Origin of the sequence: uncultured Jatrophihabitans sp., assembly GCF_964244045.1 — a bacterium.
GTDB lineage: Bacteria > Actinomycetota > Actinomycetes > Mycobacteriales > Jatrophihabitantaceae > Jatrophihabitans.
Window position 1 is genome coordinate 40945 of sequence record NZ_CAXTHK010000018.1, and the last position, 24886, is coordinate 65830.

General features: G+C 69.9%; 26 protein-coding genes and 2 tRNA genes. 6 read left to right on the plus strand and 22 right to left on the minus strand.

The window, feature by feature from the left end:
• Positions 1-3: 3 nt before the first annotated feature.
• From ACFFC4_RS14030 to ACFFC4_RS14040, 3 genes are all read left to right on the plus strand, one after another.
• The gene (locus ACFFC4_RS14030) at positions 4-414 is read left to right on the plus strand and encodes a pyridoxamine 5'-phosphate oxidase family protein (protein ID WP_375501890.1); all 411 of its coding nucleotides are present in this window, start codon (positions 4-6) and stop codon (positions 412-414) included.
• A gap of 205 nt (positions 415-619) precedes the next feature.
• The gene (locus ACFFC4_RS14035) at positions 620-1666 is read left to right on the plus strand and encodes a peptidoglycan-binding protein (RefSeq protein ID WP_375501892.1); all 1047 of its coding nucleotides are present in this window, start codon (positions 620-622) and stop codon (positions 1664-1666) included.
• An 18-nt stretch (positions 1667-1684) separates the two neighbouring features.
• Positions 1685-3235: an adenylate/guanylate cyclase domain-containing protein gene (locus ACFFC4_RS14040; RefSeq protein WP_375501894.1), complete on the plus strand. Its 1551-nt coding sequence runs from the start codon at positions 1685-1687 to the stop codon at positions 3233-3235.
• Here the strand turns inward: ACFFC4_RS14040 and ACFFC4_RS14045 are convergent, their stop codons facing one another.
• From ACFFC4_RS14045 to ACFFC4_RS14070, 6 genes are all read right to left on the minus strand, one after another.
• Positions 3236-4819, minus strand: coding sequence for an FAD-binding oxidoreductase (locus ACFFC4_RS14045; RefSeq protein ID WP_375501896.1), 1584 nt, complete (start codon positions 4817-4819; stop codon positions 3236-3238).
• 59 nt (positions 4820-4878) lie between these two features.
• Positions 4879-5256: a hypothetical protein gene (locus tag ACFFC4_RS14050; protein WP_375501898.1), complete on the minus strand. Its 378-nt coding sequence runs from the start codon at positions 5254-5256 to the stop codon at positions 4879-4881.
• A 46-nt stretch (positions 5257-5302) separates the two neighbouring features.
• Positions 5303-5375: transfer RNA gene (locus ACFFC4_RS14055), tRNA-Arg, on the minus strand.
• Positions 5376-5452: 77 nt separating this feature from the next.
• Positions 5453-5542, minus strand: a tRNA-Ser gene (locus ACFFC4_RS14060).
• Between the two features lie 77 nt (positions 5543-5619).
• The gene (locus tag ACFFC4_RS14065; RefSeq protein ID WP_375501900.1) at positions 5620-7011 is read right to left on the minus strand and encodes an L-serine ammonia-lyase; all 1392 of its coding nucleotides are present in this window, start codon (positions 7009-7011) and stop codon (positions 5620-5622) included.
• A gap of 24 nt (positions 7012-7035) precedes the next feature.
• The gene (locus ACFFC4_RS14070; RefSeq protein WP_375501902.1) at positions 7036-7458 is read right to left on the minus strand and encodes an organic hydroperoxide resistance protein; all 423 of its coding nucleotides are present in this window, start codon (positions 7456-7458) and stop codon (positions 7036-7038) included.
• 95 nt (positions 7459-7553) lie between these two features.
• Between ACFFC4_RS14070 and ACFFC4_RS14075 the strand changes: the two genes are divergently transcribed.
• Complete coding sequence (locus ACFFC4_RS14075; RefSeq protein ID WP_375501904.1) at positions 7554-8267, plus strand: siderophore-interacting protein; 714 nt, start codon at positions 7554-7556, stop codon at positions 8265-8267.
• A 6-nt stretch (positions 8268-8273) separates the two neighbouring features.
• Here ACFFC4_RS14075 and ACFFC4_RS14080 read toward each other — a convergent pair whose 3' ends face one another.
• From ACFFC4_RS14080 to ACFFC4_RS14140, 13 genes are all read right to left on the minus strand, one after another.
• The gene (locus ACFFC4_RS14080) at positions 8274-9377 is read right to left on the minus strand and encodes a hypothetical protein (protein WP_375501906.1); all 1104 of its coding nucleotides are present in this window, start codon (positions 9375-9377) and stop codon (positions 8274-8276) included.
• Positions 9378-9396: 19 nt separating this feature from the next.
• Positions 9397-10836 carry an adenylosuccinate lyase gene (gene purB, locus ACFFC4_RS14085; RefSeq protein ID WP_375501908.1) on the minus strand — a complete coding sequence of 480 codons (1440 nt, stop codon included), beginning with the start codon at positions 10834-10836 and terminating at the stop codon, positions 9397-9399.
• Between the two features lie 29 nt (positions 10837-10865).
• Positions 10866-11636, minus strand: coding sequence for a hypothetical protein (locus tag ACFFC4_RS14090; protein ID WP_375501910.1), 771 nt, complete (start codon positions 11634-11636; stop codon positions 10866-10868).
• A gap of 32 nt (positions 11637-11668) precedes the next feature.
• Positions 11669-12241: a hypothetical protein gene (locus ACFFC4_RS14095; protein ID WP_375501912.1), complete on the minus strand. Its 573-nt coding sequence runs from the start codon at positions 12239-12241 to the stop codon at positions 11669-11671.
• A 110-nt stretch (positions 12242-12351) separates the two neighbouring features.
• Positions 12352-13089, minus strand: a complete 738-nt coding sequence (locus tag ACFFC4_RS14100; RefSeq protein ID WP_375501914.1) for a hypothetical protein — start codon at positions 13087-13089, stop codon at positions 12352-12354.
• A complete protein-coding gene (gene purD, locus ACFFC4_RS14105) occupies positions 13082-14326 on the minus strand; it encodes a phosphoribosylamine--glycine ligase (RefSeq protein ID WP_375501916.1) in 1245 nt (414 codons plus the stop codon). Before purD ends, ACFFC4_RS14100 begins: the two co-directional genes overlap by 8 nt.
• A gap of 30 nt (positions 14327-14356) precedes the next feature.
• A complete protein-coding gene (locus ACFFC4_RS14110; RefSeq protein ID WP_375501918.1) occupies positions 14357-15712 on the minus strand; it encodes a PQQ-binding-like beta-propeller repeat protein in 1356 nt (451 codons plus the stop codon).
• Between the two features lie 29 nt (positions 15713-15741).
• Positions 15742-17133 (minus strand): PQQ-binding-like beta-propeller repeat protein, encoded by a 1392-nt coding sequence (locus ACFFC4_RS14115; protein WP_375501920.1) that lies wholly within the window; start codon positions 17131-17133, stop codon positions 15742-15744.
• 110 nt (positions 17134-17243) lie between these two features.
• Positions 17244-18545: an adenylosuccinate synthase gene (locus ACFFC4_RS14120; protein WP_375501922.1), complete on the minus strand. Its 1302-nt coding sequence runs from the start codon at positions 18543-18545 to the stop codon at positions 17244-17246.
• 79 nt (positions 18546-18624) lie between these two features.
• Entirely contained in the window at positions 18625-19047 is a 423-nt protein-coding gene (locus ACFFC4_RS14125; protein ID WP_375501986.1) for a PIN domain nuclease, read from the minus strand.
• A complete protein-coding gene (locus ACFFC4_RS14130) occupies positions 19044-19253 on the minus strand; it encodes a type II toxin-antitoxin system VapB family antitoxin (protein ID WP_375501924.1) in 210 nt (69 codons plus the stop codon). The genes ACFFC4_RS14125 and ACFFC4_RS14130 overlap by 4 nt, the downstream gene beginning before the upstream one ends.
• A 57-nt stretch (positions 19254-19310) precedes the next feature.
• Positions 19311-19718, minus strand: coding sequence for a DUF3151 domain-containing protein (locus ACFFC4_RS14135; RefSeq protein ID WP_375501926.1), 408 nt, complete (start codon positions 19716-19718; stop codon positions 19311-19313).
• The gene (locus ACFFC4_RS14140; RefSeq protein WP_375501928.1) at positions 19715-20380 is read right to left on the minus strand and encodes a TetR/AcrR family transcriptional regulator; all 666 of its coding nucleotides are present in this window, start codon (positions 20378-20380) and stop codon (positions 19715-19717) included. The genes ACFFC4_RS14135 and ACFFC4_RS14140 overlap by 4 nt, the downstream gene beginning before the upstream one ends.
• Positions 20381-20452: 72 nt before the next feature.
• Here ACFFC4_RS14140 and ACFFC4_RS14145 point away from each other — a divergent pair, with 72 nt between their 5' ends.
• Positions 20453-21880 carry a DHA2 family efflux MFS transporter permease subunit gene (locus ACFFC4_RS14145; protein ID WP_375501930.1) on the plus strand — a complete coding sequence of 476 codons (1428 nt, stop codon included), beginning with the start codon at positions 20453-20455 and terminating at the stop codon, positions 21878-21880.
• Positions 21881-21953: 73 nt separating this feature from the next.
• On the opposite strand, the gene fbaA is transcribed toward ACFFC4_RS14145, so the two are convergent.
• Genes fbaA through ACFFC4_RS14160 form a run of 3 tightly spaced genes read right to left on the minus strand, consistent with a single transcriptional unit; the run spans position 21954 to position 23786 of the window.
• The gene (gene fbaA / locus ACFFC4_RS14150; RefSeq protein WP_375501932.1) at positions 21954-22985 is read right to left on the minus strand and encodes a class II fructose-bisphosphate aldolase; all 1032 of its coding nucleotides are present in this window, start codon (positions 22983-22985) and stop codon (positions 21954-21956) included.
• 34 nt (positions 22986-23019) lie between these two features.
• Positions 23020-23454 carry a type II toxin-antitoxin system VapC family toxin gene (locus ACFFC4_RS14155; RefSeq protein ID WP_375501934.1) on the minus strand — a complete coding sequence of 145 codons (435 nt, stop codon included), beginning with the start codon at positions 23452-23454 and terminating at the stop codon, positions 23020-23022.
• Positions 23451-23786, minus strand: a complete 336-nt coding sequence (locus ACFFC4_RS14160) for a CopG family ribbon-helix-helix protein (protein WP_375501936.1) — start codon at positions 23784-23786, stop codon at positions 23451-23453. The genes ACFFC4_RS14155 and ACFFC4_RS14160 overlap by 4 nt, the downstream gene beginning before the upstream one ends.
• A gap of 8 nt (positions 23787-23794) precedes the next feature.
• On the opposite strand from ACFFC4_RS14160, the gene ACFFC4_RS14165 reads away from it, so the two are divergent.
• Positions 23795-24421 (plus strand): DedA family protein, encoded by a 627-nt coding sequence (locus ACFFC4_RS14165; RefSeq protein WP_375501938.1) that lies wholly within the window; start codon positions 23795-23797, stop codon positions 24419-24421.
• Positions 24422-24886: the final 465 nt, after the last annotated feature.

The following is a 24886-nucleotide window of genomic DNA, read 5'->3' on the forward strand; positions in this document are numbered from 1 at the left end:
CCCGTGCGCACGCTGTCCGATGAGGGCCTGCGCTTCGTTACCGAGCGGCATCTGGCCACCCTCACCACGCTGCGCGTCGACGGCAGCCCGCACGTCACGCCGGTGGGCTTCACCGCCGAGCAGACAGCAGACGGTCAACTCCTACGCGTCATCTGCAGTGCCTCGAGCCGCAAGGCACGCCACGTCGGCACCGGCGGACGGGTCGCCGTCTGCCAGGTCGACGGTCGGCTCTGGCTGACCTTCGAGGGCCACGCAGTCGTGCGATCCGACGAGCAGGCCGTCGCCGAAGCCGTCGCACGCTACGCCCAGCGCTACCGGCAGCCCCGCGAGAACCCAAACCGGGTGGCGCTCGAGATCGCGGTCGATCGCATCCTCGGCTCTCCTGCGTTGTGCGCCGGTCAGGCAGGGAGCTGACTTAGCATTACACGCGTGTAATTCAACGGCGACACGCCGAACGCGACAACGACTTCTTGCCACAAAGTCTTGTGGACCACCGTGACGTGTGTGACGGTTGGTGCAGTTGATACGCAAGTCGTCGCTCATCCGCACCCGTCGAGCGCCGACGCAACGCCGAGATCTGCTCCCCCGCCAGCTCGGCCGCACGCCGGAAGGACCACCGATGGGCTGGAAACGTACGAGCACTCCCGCCTGCACCGATGTCGACGAGAACGCGCTGTTCTTCGCCGGTTGGCGCCAGAAGAATGCCGTGGCAGTTCCCGACGACGGCCCCGACCACGTGCCCAGCCGGGCGCGCCCCCGACTGGTCGCCGTCGGCGCGCTGTTGGTCACTGCGGGCACGAGTGTCGTGCTCACCACCTCGAGCGCGTCCGCGGACCCGACCCCGAACACCTGGTACCGGTTGCGGATCTGCGAGTCGGGCAATAACTACAAGATCAACACGGGCAACGACCACTACGGTGCCTACCAGTTCGACCTGTCCACCTGGCGCAGCGTGGGCGGATCGGGTTACCCGCAGAACGCGTCGAAGGCCGAGCAGGACGCCCGCGCCCTCATCCTCTATCGCAAGCGCGGCTGGCAGCCGTGGCAGTGCGCCTCGATCCTGGGCCTGCGCGAGGACTCCGACGCCCGGTCCGGACGCATGTCCGACATCACGATCAGCACCGGTGGTTCGACCGGGTCCACGACACCGCCCACCACGACGACGGGCGGGATCCCGGCCTTCCCGGGTGGGACGCATTGGTACACCTACGGCGAGATGTCAAGCAACATCAAGATCCTCCAGGACCAGCTGCACAAGCGCGGCTACCTCCCGGTCGGCACCGGCGCTTACGACGCCAGCACCCTCGCGGTGGTCAAGCAACTGCAGCGGCTCAACGGGCTCATCCCGAACGGATACATCGGGCCGAACACCTGGCGCCTGGCGTGGACGGGCACGTATTCGACCTCCGCGACCGTCCAAGCGCCGAGCGTCCCGGCCTTCCCGGGTGGGACGCATTGGTACACCTACGGCGAGACGTCCAGCAAGATCAAGATCTTCCAGGACCAAATGCACAAGCGCGGTTACTTCCCGGTCGGCACCGGCCAGTACGGCCCCAACACGTTGCGCATGGTCAAGCAGCTGCAACGCCTCAACGGGCTCGTCCCCAACGGCTACCTCGGTCCCAACACCTGGCGCCTGGCCTGGACCGGCAGCTACCACGCCTGACCGCCTAGGGTCACGCTCGTGCGAGACGAGGGGGTGACGGCTGAGCTGCGAGCGGTGCTGTCGGGCATCGCGCCACGCGACGGGTTGCCCTCGATCGCGCGGGCGTCCCGGGCACTGATCGCGGGTTCCATCGTGCTGGCCAACCTCATCGGGGCCGGCGTCGTCGTCACCCTGCTGTCCGTGGTGCTGCCGATCCCACGCACCGCTCAGACCGGGTCGGGGTTGGCCGGCCTGGCGCCGGGGACCCTGCTGTTCGCCTTCGGCTACGTCGTCGTCGCGATCGCAGTCGGCCTCACGGCCGGCCTGCGCCTGTCCCGTCCGGTGCTCGCGTTCTACACCTCCGACGATCCGCCCGATGCGCGGACGCGGGACGCCGTCCTGCGACTTCCCGTTCGCCTGCTGCGGCTGCAGGCCGGACTGTGGACGCTCGCGACGATCGCCTTCGGGGCGCTGGCGTTCTCGGTGACGCCGCTGTACGGGTTCGAGGTGACGATCACTGTGGCGCTCGGCGGCACGCCGACTGCGTGCCTGGCCTACCTGCAGACGCAACGCCTGCTGCGCGCCGGGGTCGCGCGCGTCCTTGCCGACGCACCGCCGCGCCCCGATGAGGTGCCCGGCGTCGGACCCCGGGCCTACCTGGCCTGGGCCCTCGGTGTGGTGCCCGTGGGCGGGATCGTCGCCCTAGCGGTGTTCACGCCCTTCACCGACCCCAGTAGCGGCGACCTGGCGCGTGCCGTCGGTGTCCTGGCCGGGGTGTCGATCGCGGTCGGCGCGCTCGCCGTGCAGTCGTTCTCACGCGCGGTCACCGATCCGCTGCAGCGCATGCGCGATGCCTTCACCGCGGTGCAGGCGGGTGACTTCGACGTGCAGGTGCCGGTGTTCGACGCCACCGAGATCGGCTACGCGTCGGCCGGGTTCAACCGGATGACGGCCGGGCTGCGCGAGCGCGAGCGGTTGCGCGACCTGTTCGGCCGCCAGGTGGGCTCCGACGTCGCCCGGCAGGCACTCGAGCAGGGCGTCCGACTCGGCGGCGAGGAGCTGCACGCCGCCGCGCTGTTCGTCGACGTGATCGGTTCGACGAGCTTCGCGCAGGACCGCTCCCCCACCGAGGTCGTCGATGCGCTGAACGAGTTCTTCGGCGCCGTGGTCGAGGCCACCCAGCGGCACGGCGGATTGATCAACAAGTTTATCGGCGACGCCGCACTGTGCATCTTCGGCGCCCCGCTGCACCTCGACGACCCGGCCGGCGCCGCGCTCGCCGCCGCGCGCGACATGGCCCGGCTGCTGTCCGACGGCGAGCTCAAGGCCGGCATCGGCGTGTCGATCGGGACGGTCGTGGCCGGCAACGTCGGGACGGCCGAGCGCTACGAGTACACGATCATCGGCGATCCGGTGAACGAGGCCGCGCGGCTGACGGACCTGGCCAAGTCGAGATCGAAACGGGTGATCGCCTCCGGCGAGGCGGTCGACGCGGCCGACGAGACGGAAGCGCGGCACTGGCAGGACGCAGGCGAGGAGACACTGCGCGGACGGGACCGCGCGACCCGGTTGGCCGAACCGCGGGCCTGATCAGCGAGGTACAGCCTGCGGGAACGAGAACACGCCATGCGGGTCGTAGGTCTGTTTCACCTGCTGCAGCCGGGCAAGGTTCGGGCCCCAGTAGGCGGTTGCATAGTCGGTCAGCGTCGCGTCGGCGTAGTTGACGTAGGCGGAGCTGCCGACGAACGGCAGCAGCGCGGTGCGCTCGCGGTGCACGAACTGGTCGTAACGGCTCGGGTCGTGCGCCTTCTTGTACGGCCAGGTGGCGGTGTACTGGATGTCGGCGATCGCGCTGCGCCACGGGAACGCCGTGTCGTCGGCTCCGGCGTCCGACACCGCGCCGCCCAGGGCGTCGAAGGACACGCCGCCCTCGACCATCCCGTCTACGTCCATACCATTCTGCACGGTATTGACAATCGCCCGCACCGCATTGTCCGGCAGCGCTTTGGTCAGGATCGACGACGTGGCCGCTTCCGGCAGGCGCTGCGCGGGCGTGAGCGCGGCGCTGATGCACTGCGCCGCCGAGCCGTCGCAACCGGCCGAGGCCAGCATGGCCGCGCCGTAGGAGTTGGCCGAGGGCGAATTCGTCCTCGGCCGGGGGGTGTTCTGCAGCAGGGCCTTGACCTGCTTGGCAGGCGAGCCCTTCCCGGTCCAGACGACGGTGATCGTCGCGCGAACACCGTCCCCCGGCCGGGCCAGGATCTTGCAGGTGCTCCACAGCTCTCGCGGTGTGCCGGGCGACCACTGCTGCCAGGCCGACAGCACCTGCGCCGCGTCCTTGCCCGACCATTCGAGGTAGACCTGCTTGACCTGCGGCGCCGCGCGTACCGAGAACGTCAGCGAGGTGACGGCCGCGAAGCTGCCACCGCCGCCGCGCAGGGCCCAGAACAAGTCCGGATGCTCCTTCGCGCTGGCCGTCGCCGTCCTGCCGTCGGCAGTGACGACCTGCGCCGACGTCAGCTGATCGCAGGTCAGTCCGTAGGACCTGGTCAGCAGGCCGACGCCGCCACCGAGGGTGAGGCCGGTGATGCCAACCGTGGCGCACGAGCCGGCGCCGATCGACACACCCTTCGTATCGAGCTTCTCGTACACGTTGCCGAGCAGCGCGCCGGCTCCGATGGTGGCCATCATGGCGTTGTGATCGACGCTGACGTCGTCCAGGCCAGCCACGTCGACGACCAGCCCGGAGCCCACCGACCAGCCGCCGTAGGAGTGCCCGCCGTTGCGGACACGGAGGTCGGCGCCGCCGTTCGCGGCGAAGCGGACGCAGTCGACGACGTCGCTTGGCTTGCTGCAGTGGGCGATCGCCTTCGGCTTGACCTGCCCGGCGAAGCGCGGGTTGTAGAGCAGCGCGTCGGGCTGATAGCCCGACTGGCCGGGCGTGGCGAGCCGACCGGAGAGCTGACTGCGCAGTTGCGCGTAGGTCGGCCGGCTGGGCGCGCTCGATGCCGGTGTCGTCGGGACCGCTGACCCGCTGCTCGTCGCCGGGCTGCTCGAGGGCGGGGCACTGCTCTGGTGGTCGTCCGACCCGCCCGTGCAGGCGGTGGCGACTGCGGCCAGCCCCGCCATGCCGGCCAGCTTCAGCGCGGCACGCCGGGTCGGCTCGTTGCGCACGCCGCGGACTCTGCACCCGGCATCACCCAAAGGCAAGCGACGCCCCGGCCAGTTGACGGTCAGCGCCAGTCCACCTGGACGACCTCGCCACCGTTGATGTGGACGACGTCGGCCGGCGTGCCGTCGACATTCCAGAGTTGGTAGTCGCCGGTGGTCAGTCCCGGGTAGAGCGCGGCGTAGTCGACGCCGGCGGGCCCGCGTCGGGCCAGGACTGCCACGTGCGTCCGACCGGGGTGGTGGTGGTGCACATGCCCTGCGTCGTCCGGCGAATGCTCGTGCGGATGGTCGCGCTGGAACACGTCGAGCGCGCCGTCGCTCAGGGGGCTGATCTCGATCTCCGCGCCGAGCAGGTCCGCCGTTGTGTACAGCAGCAGGGCTCCGACGTCACCGCCGATGTCGAGGATTACCGAACCGTCGTCAGCGTCATCGACGGGCATAGTTACCTCTCGATGGCGAGGTCGGATTGAACGCGGAGTTCCGCAGTGCGCCCGGCAGGATTCGAACCTGCAACCTCTTGATCCGTAGTCAAGTGCTCTATCCGTTGAGCTACGGGCGCTCAGGTGGTGCTGGACGTGCTGGTACCGACGATCGAGTCTAGCGACCGCGCGGCGACGTCCTGGATCTGGGCGTCGGCGGAGGCTCCGGGATTCGAACCCGGGATGGGCTTGTGACCCAAACCGCATTAGCAGTGCGGCGCCATAGACCAGACTAGGCGAAGCCTCCAAGCGGCAGATCAAGCACAGCCACCGATCGGTGAGCTTACAAGCCCGGTCATCCGCGTTCTACAGCCGCCCGTGCGCTCAGCACTCGATGACGTTCACGGCCAGTCCGCCACGGGACGTCTCCTTGTACTTGTCCTTCATGTCCGCCCCGGTCTCCCGCATCGTCTTGATCACCTTGTCCAGGCTGACGATGTGTTGGCCGTCGCCGCGCAGGGCGATGCGGGCGGCGTTGATCGCCTTCACGGCGCCCATGGCGTTGCGTTCGATGCACGGCACCTGGACGAGCCCACCCACCGGGTCGCACGTCAGCCCCAGGTTGTGCTCCATGCCGATCTCAGCGGCGTTCTCGACCTGGTCGGGCGTGCCGCCGAGGACTTCGCACAGGGCGGCGGCCGCCATCGAGCACGCCGAGCCGACCTCGCCCTGGCAGCCGACCTCGGCACCGGAGATCGACGCGTTCTCCTTGTACAGAACCCCGATCGCGCCGGCACAGAGCAGGAAACGGACGATCTCGTCGTCGGTCGCGGCTGGATTTCGTGGATCGGCGCAGAAGCGGACGTAGTAGTGCAGCACCGCGGGCAGCACGCCGGCCGCGCCATTGGTCGGCGCCGTGACCACCCGTCCGCCGCCGGCGTTCTCCTCGTTCACGGCCAGCGCGTACAGGTTCACCCAGTCCATCGCGCGCAGGGCGTCGATGTCGGCGACGCGTTGCTCGTCGAGCAGGTTTCGGTATAGCTCAGGGGCGCGGCGGCGCACCTTCAAGCCGCCGGGCAGCATCCCCTCGCTCCGGTAACCGTTGTGCACGCACTCGGTCATCACGGCCCAGATGTCGAGCAGCCCGGCGCGGACCTCGGCCTCGGTACGCCACGACAGCTCGTTGGCCAGCATCACCCCGCTGATCGGCAGGCTGGTCTCGGCGCAACGCGAGAGCAGGTCTGCACCGGACAGGAAGGGATATGCGACGGGGGTGGCGTCGGGCGCGATGCGGTCGGCGCCGGCCGCGTCCTCGTCCACCACGAAGCCGCCGCCGACGGAGTAGTACGTCCGCTCGCGCAGCAGCGCATCGTCGGCCCCGTAGGCGAAGTAGCGCATCCCGTTGGGGTGAAAGGGCAACGTCTGACGACGGTGCAGCACCAGGTCGTCGACGGACAGCGCGACCTCGTGCGTGCCGAGCAGCCGGACCCGGCCTGTCTCGCGAACCGACTGCGCGCGGGCCGGCAACGTCGTGGTGTCGACCGTCTCGGGGCGTTCGCCCTCGAGGCCGAGGATCACCGCGCGGTCGCTGCCGTGCCCGCGCCCGGTGGCGCCGAGGGAGCCGAACAGCTCGGCGCGTACCCGAACGACGTCGCCGATCAGGCTGTCGTCGGACAGCCCCTGGGCGAACGTGCGGGCGGCGCGCATCGGGCCGACGGTGTGTGACGACGACGGCCCGATCCCGATCGAGAACAGATCAAAGACGGAGAGGGGCATAAGGCCCATCATCGCGCGTCGCGGTTACTCGACGGTCAGAGTCACATCGATGTTGCCCTTGGTCGCTTTGGAGTACGGGCAGAACTCGTGGGCCAGCTCGACGAGCTCGCGCGCCTGCTCGGGGTCGACGCCGGGGATCGAGACCTTCAGTTCGACGGCGATGCCGAAACCGCCGTCCTCGGACGGACCGAACGACACCTCGGCCGTGACCGTCGAGTCGGAGGTGTCGACGCCCTTGGTCTTGGCCCGGTTGCCCAGCGCGCCTTGGAAGCAGGCCGCGTAACCGGCGGCGAACAACGTCTCTGGGTTGGCCTTCGGCTCGCCCGACGAGCCGGGCTGCGCGGTGTCGAGGTCGAGCACCCCGTCCTCGGAGGCAACGTGTCCTGCACGGCCACCCTTGGCGGTGGCGGCGGTGGTGTAGGCGATCTTGGTCAGTGCGATGGTCATCGGAATGTTCCTTCGTAGTTCGGGAGTCGGTGCTGGTCGATACTGTCTCGAACCGGATTCCCCGCTCGGAAAATCCCGTCGTAGGAAGGAGGTCCATGAGCACGCCGATCGTGCGCCGCTCGCCCACCCATCGGGCGACGGTGACGGCCACCGTCGGCCTGACCCCCCGGATGCGTCGGATCACGGTGGCCACCGAAGCGATGCGCGGCGTCTCGCTGCGGCCCGCACAGGACGTCGAGCTGCACCTGCGCGAGGAGTCCGGCCGTCGGGTGAAGCGGCGCTACACGATCGCGCGCGCCCGCCCCGACCTCGGCGAGCTCGACCTGGACGTGCTGCTGCACGGCGACGGGCCGGGTTCACGGTGGGGCGCTACCGCAGCTCCCGGTGACGAGGCCGAGTTCCAAGGCCCCCGCGGCAAGCTCGAGCTGCGGCCCGCGCCGTGGCACCTGCTGGCCGGCGACGAGTCGGCGCTGCCGGCCATCGCCGCGATCCTGCGGGCCCTGCCGGCCGACGAGCCCGCGCACGCCTTCGTCGAGGTCACGGACGCGACTGATGAGGTAGCCGAACCGGTGACCTGGCTGCACCGGCGCGACGCCCCGCCGGGCGGCCCGGACGTGCTCGAGCCAGCCCTGTCGACCTTCCCGCTCCCGGCCGGTGACGGTCGTGCCTACCTGATGGGCGAGACGCGGGCCATGGTCGCGCTGCGTGCCGTCCTCGAGGCCCGCGGCGTCGCGCACGACTCGATCTTTGTCAAGGGCTACTGGAACCTGGGCCGACCCGATCGGCTCGCCAACCGCCCGCCGCGCTGACGTCGCTCAGCCCGGGCAGCCGCCCGGCGGGAACGACACCGGCCGGACTCCGCCGCCCACGGCCTGAAAGATGGTCGCGCGCAGCACGGCCACATTGGCCGACGTTGCTGTGGCCAACGCCTGCACCATCGGCCGAGCGATGTTTGAACGCGGCCGAACAGTGATACACGCCAGCTCGAGACCCTGTTCGTCACTGCCCAGCAAGATCAGGGAAGACCGGCCGGTTGCTACGACCTGCAGCTCGGTGAGGCCGGTGGGGATTTCTTGGGAGTTGAATTCGCCGGCGTCGGGCAGCGTTTCTAGCACGTCGCGTCCACCCCTCATGCCGACGACGTAGACCGTAGACCCGACAACGGCCAACGAGCTGTCGGTGGTGGTGAGCACGACGGGGCGCTGCACCCCGCCGCGGGGCGTCCATCGACCGACGGCGCTGCTGTTGCCGCCCTCCACGAACAGCAACGAGTTGCCGGCCGTGACGAGGCTGCGCGCATGCGGGTCGACGGGAACGACAGCGCTGAAGCCTGTCCCACCGGCCTTGATACGGAGCAACCGCCCCGATGCGAGGACGTACAGCGCACCGTCGAGCACCGCCGCGCCACCGATCAACGACCGGGCCGACGCCCGCGACACCCGGGTGAGGTCTGTGGTGGAGAAGCCCTCGACGTTGCCCGCACCGCCGTTGCTGTCGGCCGACCCGTGCGAGACGACCCAGATCGTCCGCTCGGCCGGGTCCGGGACGAGCTGCAGCTCGGCGAAGTCGCCGCCCGTCGGCGAGATCGCAACGCTGGCCGACGCACGGCCGACCGGACCCGCTCGGTGCAGCCGCTGACCCGCGACCCAGAACAGCGACGTGCCGTCCGAGGTCAGGGCGACGATCTGCTCGACAGGCCCGGTTTCGGCCGATGGCGGGGCCGAGCTGCTCGGCGAGACTGCCGGTTTGCGGGCGTCGTCCGACCTCGAAGAGACCAGCGCGCCGACGGCGACCGCCAGCGCGAGCAGCCCGGCGACGACCCACACCCAGCGCGGCCAGGGGCGGCGCGGGCCGGTGTCCAGCACGTCGTCGTCGAAATGATCGCCGGTGTCGGCGTCGACGAACTCGATGCCGGGCATTGGTGTAAATGTCTCAGCGTCAGAGGATGGGGGCAGGGCGGTAACCGGCTGCCGCGGGTTCGGAGGCGAGAACAGCGTCGACGGCCGCCGCGACGGCCGCTACCTGGGCGCGGGCCGCGCCGGTGAAGGCGATCGGCTCGGCGAGCAGGCCGTCGAGCTGGCTCGCAGTCAGGCCCAGCCGGGAGTCGGCAGCGAGGCGCTCGAACAGGTCGTTGCGCTCGGTGCCCTTCTCGCGCATCTCGAGCGCGACGGCGACCGCGTTCTCCTTGATCGCCTCGTGCGCGCTCTCGCGTCCGACGCCGTTGCGCACCGCAGCCATCAGCACCTTCGTGGTGGCCAGGAAGGGCAGGTACCGGTCGAGCTCACGCTCGATGACGGCCGGGAAGGCGCCGAAATCGTCGAGCACGGTGAGCGTGGTCTCGAGCAGACCGTCGAGGGCGAAGAACGCGTCGGGCAGAGCGACCCGCCGCACCACCGAGCACGACACGTCGCCCTCGTTCCATTGGTCGCCGGCGAGCTCGCCGACCATCGACGCGTAACCGCGCAGCAGGACGGCGAAACCGTTGATGCGCTCGGCCGAGCGGGTGTTCATCTTGTGCGGCATCGCGCTCGAGCCGACCTGCCCGGGTTGGAAGCCCTCGGTGACCAGCTCGTTGCCGGCCATCAGCCGGATGGTGGTGGCCAGGTTGGACGGCGCGGCCGCGAGCTGGACGAGCGCGGTGAGCACGTCCCAGTCGAGCGAGCGTGGGTACACCTGGCCGACGCTGACGAGGGTGTGCGAGAAGCCGAGGTGCGTCGCCACCGTCCGCTCGAGGCGACCCAGCTTCACCGGGTCGCCGTCGAACAGGTCGAGCATGTCCTGCGCCGTGCCGACCGGGCCTTTGATGCCGCGCAACGGGTAGCGGTTGACCAGGTCGTCGAGGCGCCCGAGCGCCACGAGCAGCTCGTCGGCGACGGTGGCGAACCGCTTGCCGAGCGTGGTGGCCTGCGCCGCGACGTTGTGCGAGCGGCCGGCCATCACCAGGACGTCGTACTCGGCGGCCCGGCGGGTCAGTCGCGCGAGGACCGCCAGCGTCTTCGTCCGCACCAGCGCGAGCGCCGAGCGGACCTGCAACTGCTCGACGTTCTCGGTGAGGTCGCGGCTGGTCATGCCCTTGTGGATCTGCTCGTGCCCAGCGAGTGCCGCGAACTCCTCGATGCGGGCCTTGACGTCGTGTTTGGTGACGCGCTCGCGCTCGGCGATGCTCGCGAGGTCGACGGCGTCCACACCCTGGTCGACGACCCGCTGGTAGGCCTCGAGCGCACCGTCTGGCACGTCGACGCCGAGCTCGTCCTGGGCGCGGAGGACCGCCAGCCAGAGCTGCCGTTCGAGGACGACCTTGTGTGCCGACGACCAGAGCGTCGCCATGTCGGTGGAGGCGTAGCGCGCGGCGAGGACATTGGCGACGGCAGGCTTCACCGGGCCATTGTCCCCCGCCGGCCGATCGGTCACCGCCCGGCAAGCAGGCGCGGGTCGGTGGCGAGCTTCGACGGCGTGGTGATGTCGGCGTCGAGGGTTCGTGGATTGCGAACCGTGACCATCACCGTCCAGGAACTCTGCGCCACGATCGCGATCACCGACGTCCCGGCGCCCGAGTTCCCGGAGCTCACTTGCGTCGAGTCGGTGACGAGCATCGGACGGATGGCGATGGTGATCGTCTCCGCGGGCGTGTGCGCCAGCACATTCCGCGTTCGCATCCGCAACCCCGCCGTCGACGGCCCACTGAGCAGGCTCGTCGCACTGTCGACGGTGAGGTCGGTGTATCGCGCGCGCAGCGCCTGCAGCACCGGGGCGGGCACGGCGTCGCTCGTCCGGCAGAGCGCGGTCGTGCGGCACGCCGGCCCGGGCTCGGGCAGGCCATTCTTCAGCGGGATGAGGATGACGGTGCCCCGGTCGTGTCGGATCGCGATCTTCGGACCGGCCACCGGGCTGAACGAGAGTTGCGGGGCCGGCACGCTCGGGAAGGTGACCAGTGGGGTTGCTTCGGAAGTAGTCGGCGATCGGTTTGCCGACGGTGAGCCGTCCGACCCGCGGGTGGCGACCCGCACGACGACGAGTGCGGCTACGGCAAGGACGGCCAGCAGGGCCAGTGTGCGACGGGTCCGGGACGACCATTCCGGACGACCCGCCCCGGGCAGGTCCTCGTCGACACCGGAGTCCACGTCGTCGTCGAGGACGAAGTCGACCTCAGGCGGCTCGTCGGGATCGCGGAGGCGCACCTGGCCCAGTGTCCACCGCCGGCGACGGGCGGTCAGCTGACCGCGAGCAGGCGCGGGTCGCGGGCGAGCGCGTCGACCGTGGAAAGGCCTGGGATCGCACTGCTCGGACCGCTGACCACGACGTGCACGGCCAGCCCGTTCGAGACGCCGGTGACGGAGACGATGGTGGCATCGCCGCCGTTCGTGACGGCCGCGGACGGTCGCTCGTCATCCGCGGCCGGCTCGATCCGGATCCGCACGCTGAGCCCGCCGACGCGGGCGGTGATCTGGCGACTTCGCAAGGTGGGATGGGCGCCGCGCACCAGGACGCTGCCGCCGAACACCTGGTCGGCGCCGTGCAACCTTGCCCGAAGTGCGGCGGTGACGGCCGACGGCAGGTTGAAGGACACCCGACACGCGTCGACGACCGGGCAATCGACGGCGATCGACAACTCGCGCGTGCGCCTGGGCGCTGCGCTGGGGCGCGCGATCACGTTGTCCGCGCTGGGCGTCGGCGGCGCACTGGACGCCGGCGCCGACGACGGGTGGCCGTCGCTGTGCTGCAGGACCGCGATCAGCGTCGAGCCGGCGACCACGGCCAGGATCGCGCCGGCACTGATCCGCACGAAGCGCTTCGTGCGCGGCGACGCCAATCGACGGGGGCGTTGTCGAGCTCCTCGTCCTGTCCCGGGTCGAAGTCGTTGTCGACGAACTCGATCTCCGGCACGGGTCGAGCCTAGGTCGCAACGAGGCGTTGGTCGGCAGCAAGGCGGCTGAGTTCGTCAAAAACGTCGCCGGTGCCAGACCGGTCGATGACCTGCGCGCGGACGAACCACTGCTGCAGCACCGCATCGATGGAGGTGACGGAGTGCGAGCCGTCGTCCTTGGCGTCGCCGTCCGGGGTGTCGCCCGCGGCGTGGGCCTGGACGCGCAGCGTCAGGGTGGCCGTGCCGGCGCGAGCGATCACCTCGCGGTACCAGAGCGGGTCGCCGAGGGCTTGGTCGACGAGCCGGGTCGTCTCGGTGGCCGTGAACCGAGCAGTCGGGAACACCGCACGCACGGCCGCCCGCACCGACGCCGGGACGGACGGCGAGGTGTAGCACTGCAGGCCCGGGCAGCGGGTCGGGTCGGGGCCGGTGCGCCGGGGCAGGTCGATGACCCGGCCGGTGCTCCGATCGAGCGTGACCCTGGTGTTGCTCGGTGCGGGGGTCACCGGCGGCGCCCCGGCGGGACGCTCGTGCATCAGAGCCCTGCCGACGAGCAGCGCCAGCACGGCCAGCACGACCACCAGCGGCAACCCGTACCGTCCGCGCAGGAACTCCTCGGCCCGCGGCCGCCAGCCCTCGACCCGCAGTCGCGAGCCCTGCGACGTCGGCAGGTCCTCGTCGTCACTCTCGACGAAGTCGATCCCCTCCCGCTGATCAACAGCGTCGAAACGTCGGTTCCCGACGTTTCGACGCTGTTGATCACGCAAGGGGGTGGGCCGCGCCCACGGCGCGCAACGCGATGTCGGTGCGGTACTGCCCGCCCGGGAGGTCGATCGTGGCCAGCAGGGCGTAGGCCCGCTGGCGGGCCTCGTCCAACGTCGACGCGCTGGCGGTGGCCGACAGCACCCGTCCGCCGGCCGACACGATGGCGCCGTCGTCGCGGCGCCGCGTGCCGGCGTGGATGACACCGCTCTGCTCAGCACCGGTGAGCACGTCGCCCGTGCGTGGGGTGTCGGGGTAGTTCGCCGAGGCCAGGACGACGGTGACGGCCGAGCCGTCGTGCCAGCGCAGCGGTTCGTGCTCGGCCAGCCGACCGGTGGCCGCGGCCGCGAGCAACCCGGCGAGCGGGGTCGCGAGCAGCGCCAGCACGACCTGCGTCTCCGGGTCGCCGAAGCGGGCGTTGAACTCGATCACCCGCGGCCCGTCGCGGGTGATGGCCAGGCCGATGTAGAGCAGGCCGGCGAACGGCGTGTTGCGGCGGGCCATCTCTTCGATCGTCGGGCACGCGACGGTGCGCACGATGTCGTCAGTGAGTTCGGCCGGCAGCCAGGGCAGCGGCGCGTACGCGCCCATGCCGCCGGTGTTCGGCCCGGTGTCGCCGTCGCCGATGCGTTTGAAGTCCTGGGCCGGGACGAGCGGGACGACCGCCGTGCCGTCGGTGAGGCAGAACAGCGAGACCTCCGGCCCGTCGAGGTACTCCTCCACGACGACGCTGCCACAGGCGGACGCGTGGGCAAGCGCGGCTTCGCGATCGTCGGTGACCACGACGCCTTTGCCGGCGGCGAGACCGTCGTCCTTCACCACATAGGGCGCGCCGAACTCGTCGAGCGCCTCGGCGACCTGCTCGGCCGTGACGCACATCCTGGCCCGGGCGGTGGGGACCCCGGCCGCGGCCATCACGTCCTTCGCGAACGCCTTGCTGCCCTCGAGCCGGGCCGCGGCCTGCGACGGGCCGAAGCAGGCGATACCCGCCGCGCGCACAGCGTCGGCCACGCCGGCCACGAGCGGCGCCTCGGGACCGACGACGACGAGGTCCGCGTCGACGTCCTGCGCGAGCGCAGCCACCGCGGCCGGGTCGGTGGCGTCGACCCCGCGCTGCTCGGCGACGGCCGCCGTCCCGGCGTTGCCGGGCGCGCAGACCAGCGCCGTGACCGACGGGTCATGGGCCAGCGCGAGGCACAGTGCGTGCTCGCGGGCGCCGTTGCCGAGAACGAGGACGCGCACGCAGCGAGGGTAACCGGGTCCCGTGAGTGGTCAGGAGGTGCGGACGACAGTCAGCCCGGCCTGCGTGGGCACGTAGATCAGTCGGCCGTATTCGGCCACGGTGGCGAAGCGGGACGTGACACCGACGTCGACGGACTGCGTCGTCCGGCCCGTCGTGAGGGAGAGGGCGTGCAGCACGCCGTTGACGGCGTCGATCGAGAAGAGCCGCCCGCCGCCGTAGGTCGGCGACCCGGCCACCGAATCAGCCGCGTGCCACAGGATGTGCATGCGGCCCCTGGCGTCGACCCGCACGGCCCGGACTCCGTCGGCGCACGGCACGTACACGACGTCGAGCCGTCGGGCGGTGCCCCCGAACGACCGGCACACGGTGGCCTGGCTGACCTGCCCGCCGATGCCACCGAGCCGATCGCGACGCAGCACGTACGCCGTCCCGGACTTGCCGGCTTGAAAGACGTAGTTACCGACGATCGCCGGGCCCTGCGAACCGAGGTCCTTGTCGGCGTCGTTGTCGGGGCGCCACGTCGTCGGCGAGAAGGAGTCGGTGAGGCGCAACGTCCGCGAGAGTTCGAGGACCGAGTCGCTGTGGTCGTAGCGCCCCGTCGACCCGGACGCCCCGTTGCCCACCGCGACCAGGATGTGCTTGGCGCTGTCGGCGGTCGGGCCGGGCGGCGTCCAGATGCCGGCCTCCCGGGACGTCGGAACGGTGTAGGAGTAGACCTTGCTGCCCGTGCCGGTGATCGGGTAGGCGATGACGCGGCCCTTGTACTGCCCGCAGTCGCCGGCCAGCCCACCGAACGGCACATATACCCGGGACCCGACGATCGTGAGCGCGCCGCGTTCCTGCATGGCCCGGCGGTCGACACCGGGCAGGTCGAGAGTCCGCGAGAAGCGCACCCGACCCGACGCGAACGACAGCGCGTATAGCCGATGCGTGGGCGAGGTGCCACCGAACTCGGCGGCGACGTACACCTGGCGGGTGCTGGGCGAGTACACCGGCGTGCCGGTGATGCCGAGCGGGTCGATGTTGCCGCAGGGCAGCTGTGACAACCGCGCGGGCGTCCCCAGGTGCCGCTTCCAGAGCTGCCGGTAGGACGAGTCGAACGCGTAGACGGTGTTGTTCTCGGTGGCCACGATGACGGTGCCGTTGATGACGATCGGCGAGGCGTACACCTGGCCGTCGAGCGCCAGCTTCTTGGTGACGGCGAGCTTGGTGAACGCCGGCATCGACGGGTAGCTGGCGTTGCGGTACGTGTTCAGGTGATACGTCGGCCAGTCGACCGGTTTGCCGCTCGCGGCCGCGGCTTTCGTACCCGTGCCGTAGCCCGCGGAGCCGTAGCCCGCAACCGCGAGCAGGACCAGGACGATCAAGGACAGCCGTGTCCGCATGCCCACAGTGTGCGCCGAGCTGCGCCGGATCAGGACGTGCGAACCACCGTCAATCCGGTCAGCGTGGGAACGAGCACGTCTGCGCCCCGCACGGCCGGGGTGGCGAACCGGCTCGTCGCGCCGACTTTGACCTGCTCACGGGTCTTGCCGGTCTGCGGGTCGAGGGCGTGCAGCACGCCGCCGTCCGGGTCTAGGGTCCACACCCGTCCGCCTCCGACGATCGGCGAGCCGGTGATCGCCTCGGCGGCGTGCCACAGCACCTCCAATTGCCCGCTGGAAGTGACCCGCACCGCCCGGACGCCGTCGGTGCACGGCAGGTAGACGACGTTCCCGCTGACCGCCGCGCCGCCGAAGGAACGGCAGATGTTCTTGACCGACACCTGGCCACCGATGCCGCCCAGCGTGGCGCGGTTCAGCACGTAGACCGGGCCGGACTTGCCGCCGAGCACGGCCCACTTCGTGCCGACGAGGGCCACGCTCTGCGACCCGAGCCCGACGTCGTCGCGGTTGTTGACCGCCCAGTCGCTGGGCGCAAAGGAATCGATGCGCGTCGCCGAGCCGTCGATGTGGATGACGGAGTTCGTGTAGTCGTAGGTGTCGCCGGGGAAGGCGGCGCCGTTCGCGCTGACCACGAAGAGGTCGCCGTCGGGGCCGAGGGTCGGACCGGCCGGGTTCCAGACGCCGCCGCCGCGCGTCGTCGGTGGGGTGAACGACACCAGCGCGCCGCTGCCGTCGAGGTTCGCGCCGACGACCCGGCCCTTGTAGTCGCCGCAGTCACCGGCCTGCGCACCGAAGGACACCCACACCTTTCCGTCCGCGACGGCGAGTGCCCCGCGCTGCTGCATGTCGCGGGCGCTGACGCCGGGCAGGTCGACGCTGCGTCGCCACTTGGTGGCGCCCGTCGCCGGGTCGAGGGCGACGAGCTGGTGCCGGACGTTGCCCTTCAGCTCGGCCACCAGGTAGACGAGCCCGCTCGACGAGTCGTACACCGGGGTGCCGGTGATGCCCAGCGGCGTGATGTTGCCGCACTGGCGTTCCTCGGCCGGCGACGGGTCACCGAGGTCGACCTTCCACTGCTGCCGGTAGGCGGAGTCGAGGCCGTAGACGATGTCGTTCTCGGTGGCCACGATCGTGCGGCCACCCACCACGATGGGCGAGGCGTACACCTCGCCGTCGAGCTTGATCTTCGCGGCCGGCGCGACAGACTGCACCGCCGGCATCGACGTCGCTACTCCGCTGTGCGTCGGGTCGCGGTGATACATCGGCCAGTCGGCGACCGTGTTTGTCGACGTGCTGCTGCTGGTGCTTGTCGACGGCGCGGTGGCCGGTGACGACCCCGCGTCGCCCGAGCCGGCGCTGCCGGTGCAGCCGACGAGACCGACCGCGGCGGCACACAGGACGGCGATGGATAGTCGGCGCATACCGCAGTGTGCCCGCGCGACCTGTGCCCCCGGCCGCGATGTGGATCAGGTTTGCGCGGCGAGTGTCCGGTTCGGGGTCGGCGAAGCGGTCACTCGCCGCGCAAACGCGATCAGTCGAGCAGGTCGCGCACCACGATCGTCTCGTCGCGGCCCGGGCCGACGCCGATGGCCGAGATCGGCGCCTTGATCATCTTCTCGAGGGCGTCGACGTAGTCGCGGCAGTTGCGCGGCAGGTCGTCGATCGAGCGGGCCTTGGAGATGTCCTCGGTCCACCCCGGGAAGACCTCGTAGATCGGTACGGCGCGGTCGAAATCGGCCTGGTTCATCGGCAGCTCGTCGTGGCGCACGCCGTCGATCTCGTACGCGACGCACACCGGCACCTCGTCCATACCTGTGAGTACGTCGAGCTTGGTAAGGACGAAGTCGGTGACCCCGTTGATGCGCGTGGCGTAGCGACCGATCACCGCGTCGAACCAGCCGCAGCGGCGCGGCCGTCCCGTCGTCGTGCCGAACTCCGCGCCGTTGTCACGGAGGATCTCGCCCTTCACATCGAGCAGCTCGGTGGGGAACGGCCCCTCGCCGACGCGGGTCGTATAGGCCTTGATCACGGCAATGACGCTGCTGATCCGGGTGGGCGGGATGCCACTACCCGTGCACGCGCCGCCGGCGGTGGCCGACGACGAGGTGACGAACGGATAGGTGCCGTGGTCGACGTCGAGCAGCGTGGCCTGGCCGGCCTCGAGAACGATTGTCTCGTCGCGGTCGAGCATCTGCTCGAGCAGCAGCGACGTGTCGGCCACCATCGGGCGCAGCCGCTCGGCGTAGGAGGACAGCTCGTCGACCACGGCCTGCACGTCGAAGGCCTTGCGGTTGTAGATCTTGACCAGCACCTGGTTCTTCTGGGCCAGCGCACCGGTGACCTTGGCGTGCAGGACGTCGGCGTCGAAGAGGTCCTGCACCCGGATGCCGACGCGCGACATCTTGTCGGCGTACGTGGGTCCGATGCCCCGTCCGGTCGTCCCGATCTTGGACTTGCCGAGGAAGCGCTCGGTGACCTGGTCGAGGGTGCGGTTGTAGGGCGCGATGACGTGCGCCGAGCCGCTGACGATCAGCTTGGACGTGTCGACGCCGCGCGCCTCGAGGCCGTCGATCTCCTCGAACAGCACGCCGAGGTCGATGACCACGCCGTTGCCGATGATGGGGACGCACCCCGGCGTCAGGATGCCCGACGGCAGCAGGTGCAGCGCGTACTTTTCGCGGCTGCCGTCGTCGCCGTTGATGACGATCGTGTGCCCGGCGTTGTTGCCGCCGTTGAACTTGACGACACCGTCGATGCGGCTGCCGAGCAGGTCGGTCGCCTTGCCCTTGCCTTCGTCGCCCCACTGGGCGCCGACGAGCACGATGGCCGGCATTCGCGCCCCCTTCTGATAAGTAGGCCGCGGTGGGCCCCGAGAAGACTAGATGACGGGCCCGAACGTGGGCGTGCGTTACCTACTGCGCATCTGCGGTACCGGCAGGCACGATCCATTCCGTCGGTTGCCCAGTGATCCCGGCAATTCGATCGAAGTCTCGGTCATAGTGAAGGACGACTAGCTCTGCGCGCTCCGCCGCTGCAGCGATGACCAGGTCGCCGAGCTTTACTGCTCGCTGCAGGCCGTCATCCGCGAGGCGGCCCTGCACGTCGAGCGCGCGATCCAGCACCGGTTGATCGATCTCTGCTTGTGGCCACGGCGAGCGCGCCGAACGGGTGCGATTCCAGTCGGCGCCGCTGCGGGCGCTGACGCCTGCCTCAAGGTCCGTGATCGTGCACCGAGCGACCAGACCCGCCTCGATCAGTGGACGAAGGCGCGCGCCTATTTGCGGCTGGCCGATGCGGGCGACGGCTGAGGTGTCAGCCAGAAAGAACGCATTCAGGCCCACATCGCCCGCCGCTGCCCGTCCTGCGCCAGGTCGCTGCTGCCGGCGACGCTGTCATCATCGAGCAGGGCGCGGCGCCGTTGCGCCAGAGCAAGGACCTCGTCCAGCGCGCCGTTGACGGTCGCCTTCGTCGTGGAGGTGCCCAGAAGGGCCCGGACCTCGTCGAGCTTTGCATCGTCGACGTCAATCAGTCGCTTCGTCACCTCGGAAGTATATCCATTCGCAATGATGTGGATATCCTTCAGCGCGGCGTGAATCGCTCAGGACGAGAGCGCGGTGACGGCCTCGGGGTCGCTGTCGGCGAGCAGGTGCTGGCAGCGGGCGGCCTCGTCGGTCTCGCCGATCGTGGCGGCGGCCTGGCCGAGGGCGTGGATGGCGCGCAGCACGCCGCGGTTGGCCGGGTGCGACCACGGGATCGGGCCCTGGCCCTTCCACCCGGCGCGGCGCAGCGCGTCGAGACCGCGGTGGTAGCCGGTGCGGGCGTAGGCGTAGCCCTCGACGGTGCGCCCGCCGGCCAGGGCCGCCTCGGCAAGCGTCGCCCACGCCGCGGACGACGTCGGGTACTGCGCCGCGACCTCGGCCGGGTCGGCGCCGCCGTCGAGCGGCGCCACCGCCGGGTCGTCGGGGAGCTTGGTGGGCGGGGCGAGCAGGTTGCCGAAGTGGGTCATACCGTTGATTGTGCCGCGTGCAGTGCGCGGACTCCGTTCACGTACAGGTCGACGCCGAAGCGGTAGTAGGCGTCCTCGTCGTCGGTCTCGAGCAGGCAGTCCATGCAGGCCAGCAGGTTCGGGAAGCGGTCGGGCGGCAGGGCGGCGAGCGCGGCCCGTTTCGCCTTGACGGCATGCTCGCGCTCCTCGGCCCGGACGTCGAGTTCCGCGCCGGCCTCCTGGGTGACGAGCATGATCGCCGTCTGCAGGGCGGTACGCGCGATGTCGGCCGTCTGCTGGACGGAGAACCCGGCGTCGCGCAGCATCGCGAAGGTCGCCTCGCTGAGCTGGCGGCCGTCGTCGCAGGACAGGATGCGCGGCAGGGCGAGATGCGCGGAGGCCGGATGCCGGCGCAGGCTGGCCACGAGCGAATCGGTCACCGCCCGCAATCGCTCCACCCAGTCCGCCCCGTCGGGCAGGCGCACGCCCGCGTAGAAGCTGTCGCCCATGGCCGCCAGGAGCTCGTCCTTGTTCGGCACGTGCCAGTACAGCGCCATCGGGGTGACGCCGAACTCGGTCGCCAGCCGACGAATGGTCACCGCCTGGCTGCCCTCGAGATCGGCGATCTCCAGGGCCCGCTCGACGATCGCGTCGCGCCGCAACGCGGCGTTCTTAGGACTCACGCTTGACAACTATACGCAGTACAGCGCACTCTCCTATACACCGTAGATGTACGACGTATAGGAGCACCGCCGATGAGAGCAACGCAGCGCGTGTGGGCACTGGTGACGGTGTCCCTCGCGACCTTCATGACCTATGTCGACAACAACATCGTCAACGTGGCGATCCCGGCCATCCAGCGCGACCTGGGCCTGACGACCTCCGGGCTGGAGTGGGTGGTCAGCGCGTACCTGCTCGCGTTCGCGAGCCTGCTGCTCGCCGGTGGCCGGCTCGGCGACGTCCTCGGCCGCCGTCGGCTCTTCGTCATCGGGCTGACGGTGTTCACCCTCGCCTCGCTCGCCGCGGGCCTGGCGGGCAACGTCGACGTCCTCGTGACCAGCCGGGCGATCCAGGGCATCGGCGCGGCCCTGGTCACGCCGACCACGCTGTCGATCATCACCAACGTCTATCCCGACGCGAAGGAACGCACGGCAGCCATCGGCATCTGGAGTGCGGTGGGCGCCCTCGCGCTGGCCGTCGGTCCGCTGCTCGGCGGCCTGATCAGCCAACACCTCGCCTGGGGCTGGATCTTCTTCATCAACGTGCCGGTCGGCGCGGCGACGGTCGTCGCGGGTCTGTGGGCGATCCCCGCCGATGCGTCGGTCGCCGCGCGTCGCAGCCTCGACGTCCCCGGCATCGTGCTGTCGGCGGTCGGCCTGCTCGGGCTGACCTACGCGCTCATCGAAGGCCAGGGCAAGGGTTGGACGTCCGCCCCGATCATGACCGGGTTCGCCCTGGCGGCCGGCGCGTTCGTGCTGTTCACGCTCGTCGAGCGCACCACGAAGGACCCGATGGTCGACGTTCGGCTGTTCACCGACCGCGTGTTCACCGGCGGCATCACGGCCATCGTCATGTGGGGCTTCGGGCTGTTCGGCATCTACTTCTTCACCTCGCTCTACCTGCAGGGCGTGCTCGGCTTCTCCCCGACCGAGGCCGGCGCAGCGTTCGTGCCCATGGCGTTGCTGATGGCGACCGGTGCGGTGCTCGCCGATCGCATCTCGGCCCGCATCGGCGCGCACCGCTCGGCCGGGCTGGCCATGCTGCTGATGGCGGCCGGCATCGCGTCGGTGACCCTGCTCGGCGAGGGCTCGTCCTACCTGTCGCTGATGCCGAGCTTCGCGCTCATCGGCGTCGGCGGCGGGCTCTCCGTGCCCCTGACGGCCATGATCATCGGAACGATGCCGGTGGCCCAGGCCGGCGTCGCGTCCGGCATCTTCAACGCCGCTCGCGAGGTCGCCGGGCTGCTCGGCATCACCGTCATCGGCGCGATCCTGATCAACCGGCAGACGGCCGCGCTGCATGCCGGGCACACCGTCACCGCGTCGTTCCTCAGCGGCTACCGCTGGGGGCTCGTCGTGGCCGCGATCCTCGTCGCCGCCGGCGGCGTCGCGGCCTACTTCGCCCTACGCAACACCACCCCGAACCCCGCGCTGGCCGCGGAGCCGGAGCTCGTCCTGGCCTGATCGACCCGGCGCTCTCCGACTTGTCCGCCCTCCGTCGCGTCAGAGCACGGCTGGGGGCGGACAACTCGGGAGGTTAGGCGGACGCGGACGTGCCCGCCGACTGCAGCGCGTCGCAGGCCTCCACGATCCGGGCGCTCATGCCGGCTTCGGCGAGCTTGAGGTAGGAGCGCGGGTCGTAGGCCTTCTTGTTGCCGACCTCGCCGTCGACCTTGAGCACGCCGTCGTAGTTGGTGAACATGTGCCCGGCGATCTCGCGGGTGAAGGCGTACTGGGTGTCGGTGTCGACATTCATCTTCACGACGCCGTAGCTGACCGCCTCGCGGATCTCGGACAGCTCGGAGCCCGAACCGCCGTGGAACACCAGATCGAACGGCTTCTCACGCCCGTACTTCGTCCCCACCTCGTCCTGGATCTCCTTGAGGATCTCGGGACGCAGCTTCACCGAGCCCGGCTTGTAGGCACCGTGCACGTTGCCGAACGTCGCGGCCAGGATGTAGCGGCCCTGCTCCCCCAGCCCGAGCTTCTTGGCGGTGTCGAGCGCGTCGCCCGGGGTCGTGTAGAGCTTTTCGTTGTCGGGGCCGCCGCCGTGGACGCCGTCCTCCTCGCCGCCGACCACGCCGATCTCGAGTTCGAGGATGATCTTCGCTGCGGCCGCCGCAGCCAGCAGCTCGGCCGCGATGTCGAGGTTCTCGTCCAGGTCGATGGCCGAGCCGTCCCACATGTGCGACTGGAACAGCGGTGCGCGACCCGCCGAGACGCGTTCAGCCGACAGCGCGATGAGCGGGCGAACGTAGGTGTCGAGCTTGTCCTTCGGACAGTGGTCGGTGTGCAGCGCGACGTTGATCGGGTACTTCGCGGCGAGCACGTGCGCGAACTCGGCCAGGCCGACCGCGCCGGTGACCATCTCCTTGACGCCCAGCCCCGAGCCGAACTCGGCGCCGCCGGTGGAGAACTGGATGATGCCGTCGCTGCCCGCGTCGGCGAAGCCCTTGAGCGCGGCATTGATCGTCTCGGACGACGTGCAGTTGATCGCCGGATAGGCGAACCCGCCGGCCTTGGCGCGGTCGAGCATGTCGGCGTAGATCTCGGGCGTGGCGATCGGCATGGCGGCAGTATCTCCTACCGGGCGTCGGTCCTGCCTACACCGGCAGGTTGAGCCGCGAGGCGACGGCGGACGGGCTTTCTGCGAGCCCGGCACCGAGCAGCCGTCGATCCGCGCTGACCAGCGAAACGCCCAGCGCACCAGCCCCGGCAGCCCAGCTGGCGTCGTAGAACGACAGCGCATGCGACTCGGCCAGGACGGCTGCGTCGCGCAGCCAGTCCTGCTGCATGGCGAGCGGTGCGCCGACGATAGCCAGGAGGTCTTCGAGCTGGTCGCTGACATCGGCGGCCGTCCACTTGAGCGCCCTCGCCAGGACATTGCCGACTTCGTAGATCGCAAGATCGAGAACGTGCGCATGGAGCTCGACGCGGACGTGGGCATCGCGGATGGCGCGGGCCTCGACCAGTTCACTCTCCCCCGTCTCGTGAAACCACTTGATCAAGACGGACGTATCGATCAGGAGTCGGGTCACCGGCGCCCATCGCGGTCGGCCCGGACAAGATCCGCAGACTCGAAGCTGCCAGCCCCACGAAAGCGAAGCTCGGAGCGCTCAATAGCCGCGGCGAGGTCCGCCGGATCCTGACGAGCCAGTTCGCGGCGCGCAGCGATGGCGAGAAGCGCGCTGCGACTGGTCGACCTGCGCTTCACCTCGGCGTCCAGTTCCGCTAGCAGATCATCGGGGAGTGACACCATTACCTTCGACATGGCGTGAGTGTAGCTTGCGGTATTGCCGATCGGCTGTACCGCGAGGCTAATGCGCATGGCCTGCGCGCACAGCCGGCACGTAACCGGGTCTCCGTACACTCCGGCCCATGCCCTTGGCCGACCTGTTGAACACCGGCAGCCTGCTGTCGGGCTCGGGCGCACTGTTGGTGTTGGCCATCATCATCTTCAGCGAATGCGGCCTGCTGATCGGGTTCTTCCTGCCCGGAGACACCGTGCTCTTCGCCGCCGGCGTCAGCATCGCCACCGGCACCATCACCTCCTCGCTGACCAGCTTCCTGATAGTCATCCCGCTCGCCGCGATCATCGGCAACGTGGTCGGCTACGCCATCGGGTACCGAGTAGGGCCGCTCGTCTTCGACCGTCCCAATTCCCGGATGTTCCGGCCCGAGTACGTCGACCGCGCGCACCGCTTCTTCGTACGGTTCGGGTCCTGGACGATCCTGGCCGCCCGGTTCGTGCCGATCGTGCGCACGCTCGTCAGCGCGATGGCCGGCGTGGGCCGGATGAAGTTCCCGATGTACCTGCTGTGGAGCGTGGTCGGCGGCATCATCTGGACCGACGGCATGATCCTGCTCGGCCACCAGCTCGGCAAGGTCAAGTTCGTCCGCGAGCACAAGGGCGACATCGACTATCTGATCATTGCCGTCGTCGTCATCGGGTTGATCCCAGCGACCGTGCACTATCTGCAGAGCCGCCGACGCAAGACGACCTAGCTGAGCCGCAACCGTGCGCGCTCGGCTTAGCAGGTCCCATCCGTCGAAATGGCGCAAGGGCGACGAACTTCTCAGTCCTGCTGTCGCTCGCTTGCTACTCGATCGCGCGTCAGAGGCGCCTTCGCTGAATGGCTCCGGTCTACCGGGGTGTTCCCTTTCGATCCGAGCGCGTGGCCAGGGCAGCCAGGCCACCCGTTGTACCTGCATGACCCCGGGCCGACCGGAACGCCGCCGCACAGGTTGGCGGCGCGGTTTACGCGGCCGTGATCGAGGCTCTGTCGGGGTTGCTCCGGTTTGTCCGTCCCTAGTCCTGCTGCGGCAACCGAGAATGAATGATTTCTCAATATTTCGGGTACATTTCGAAGGCGCAGTGTTGCGCTTGTCACATCTTCACACGGGCTTTACTGATCGTGTAACGTCAGCGTAAAGCAATCACCGCCCCCCCCCCCCCCCCCCCCCCCCCCC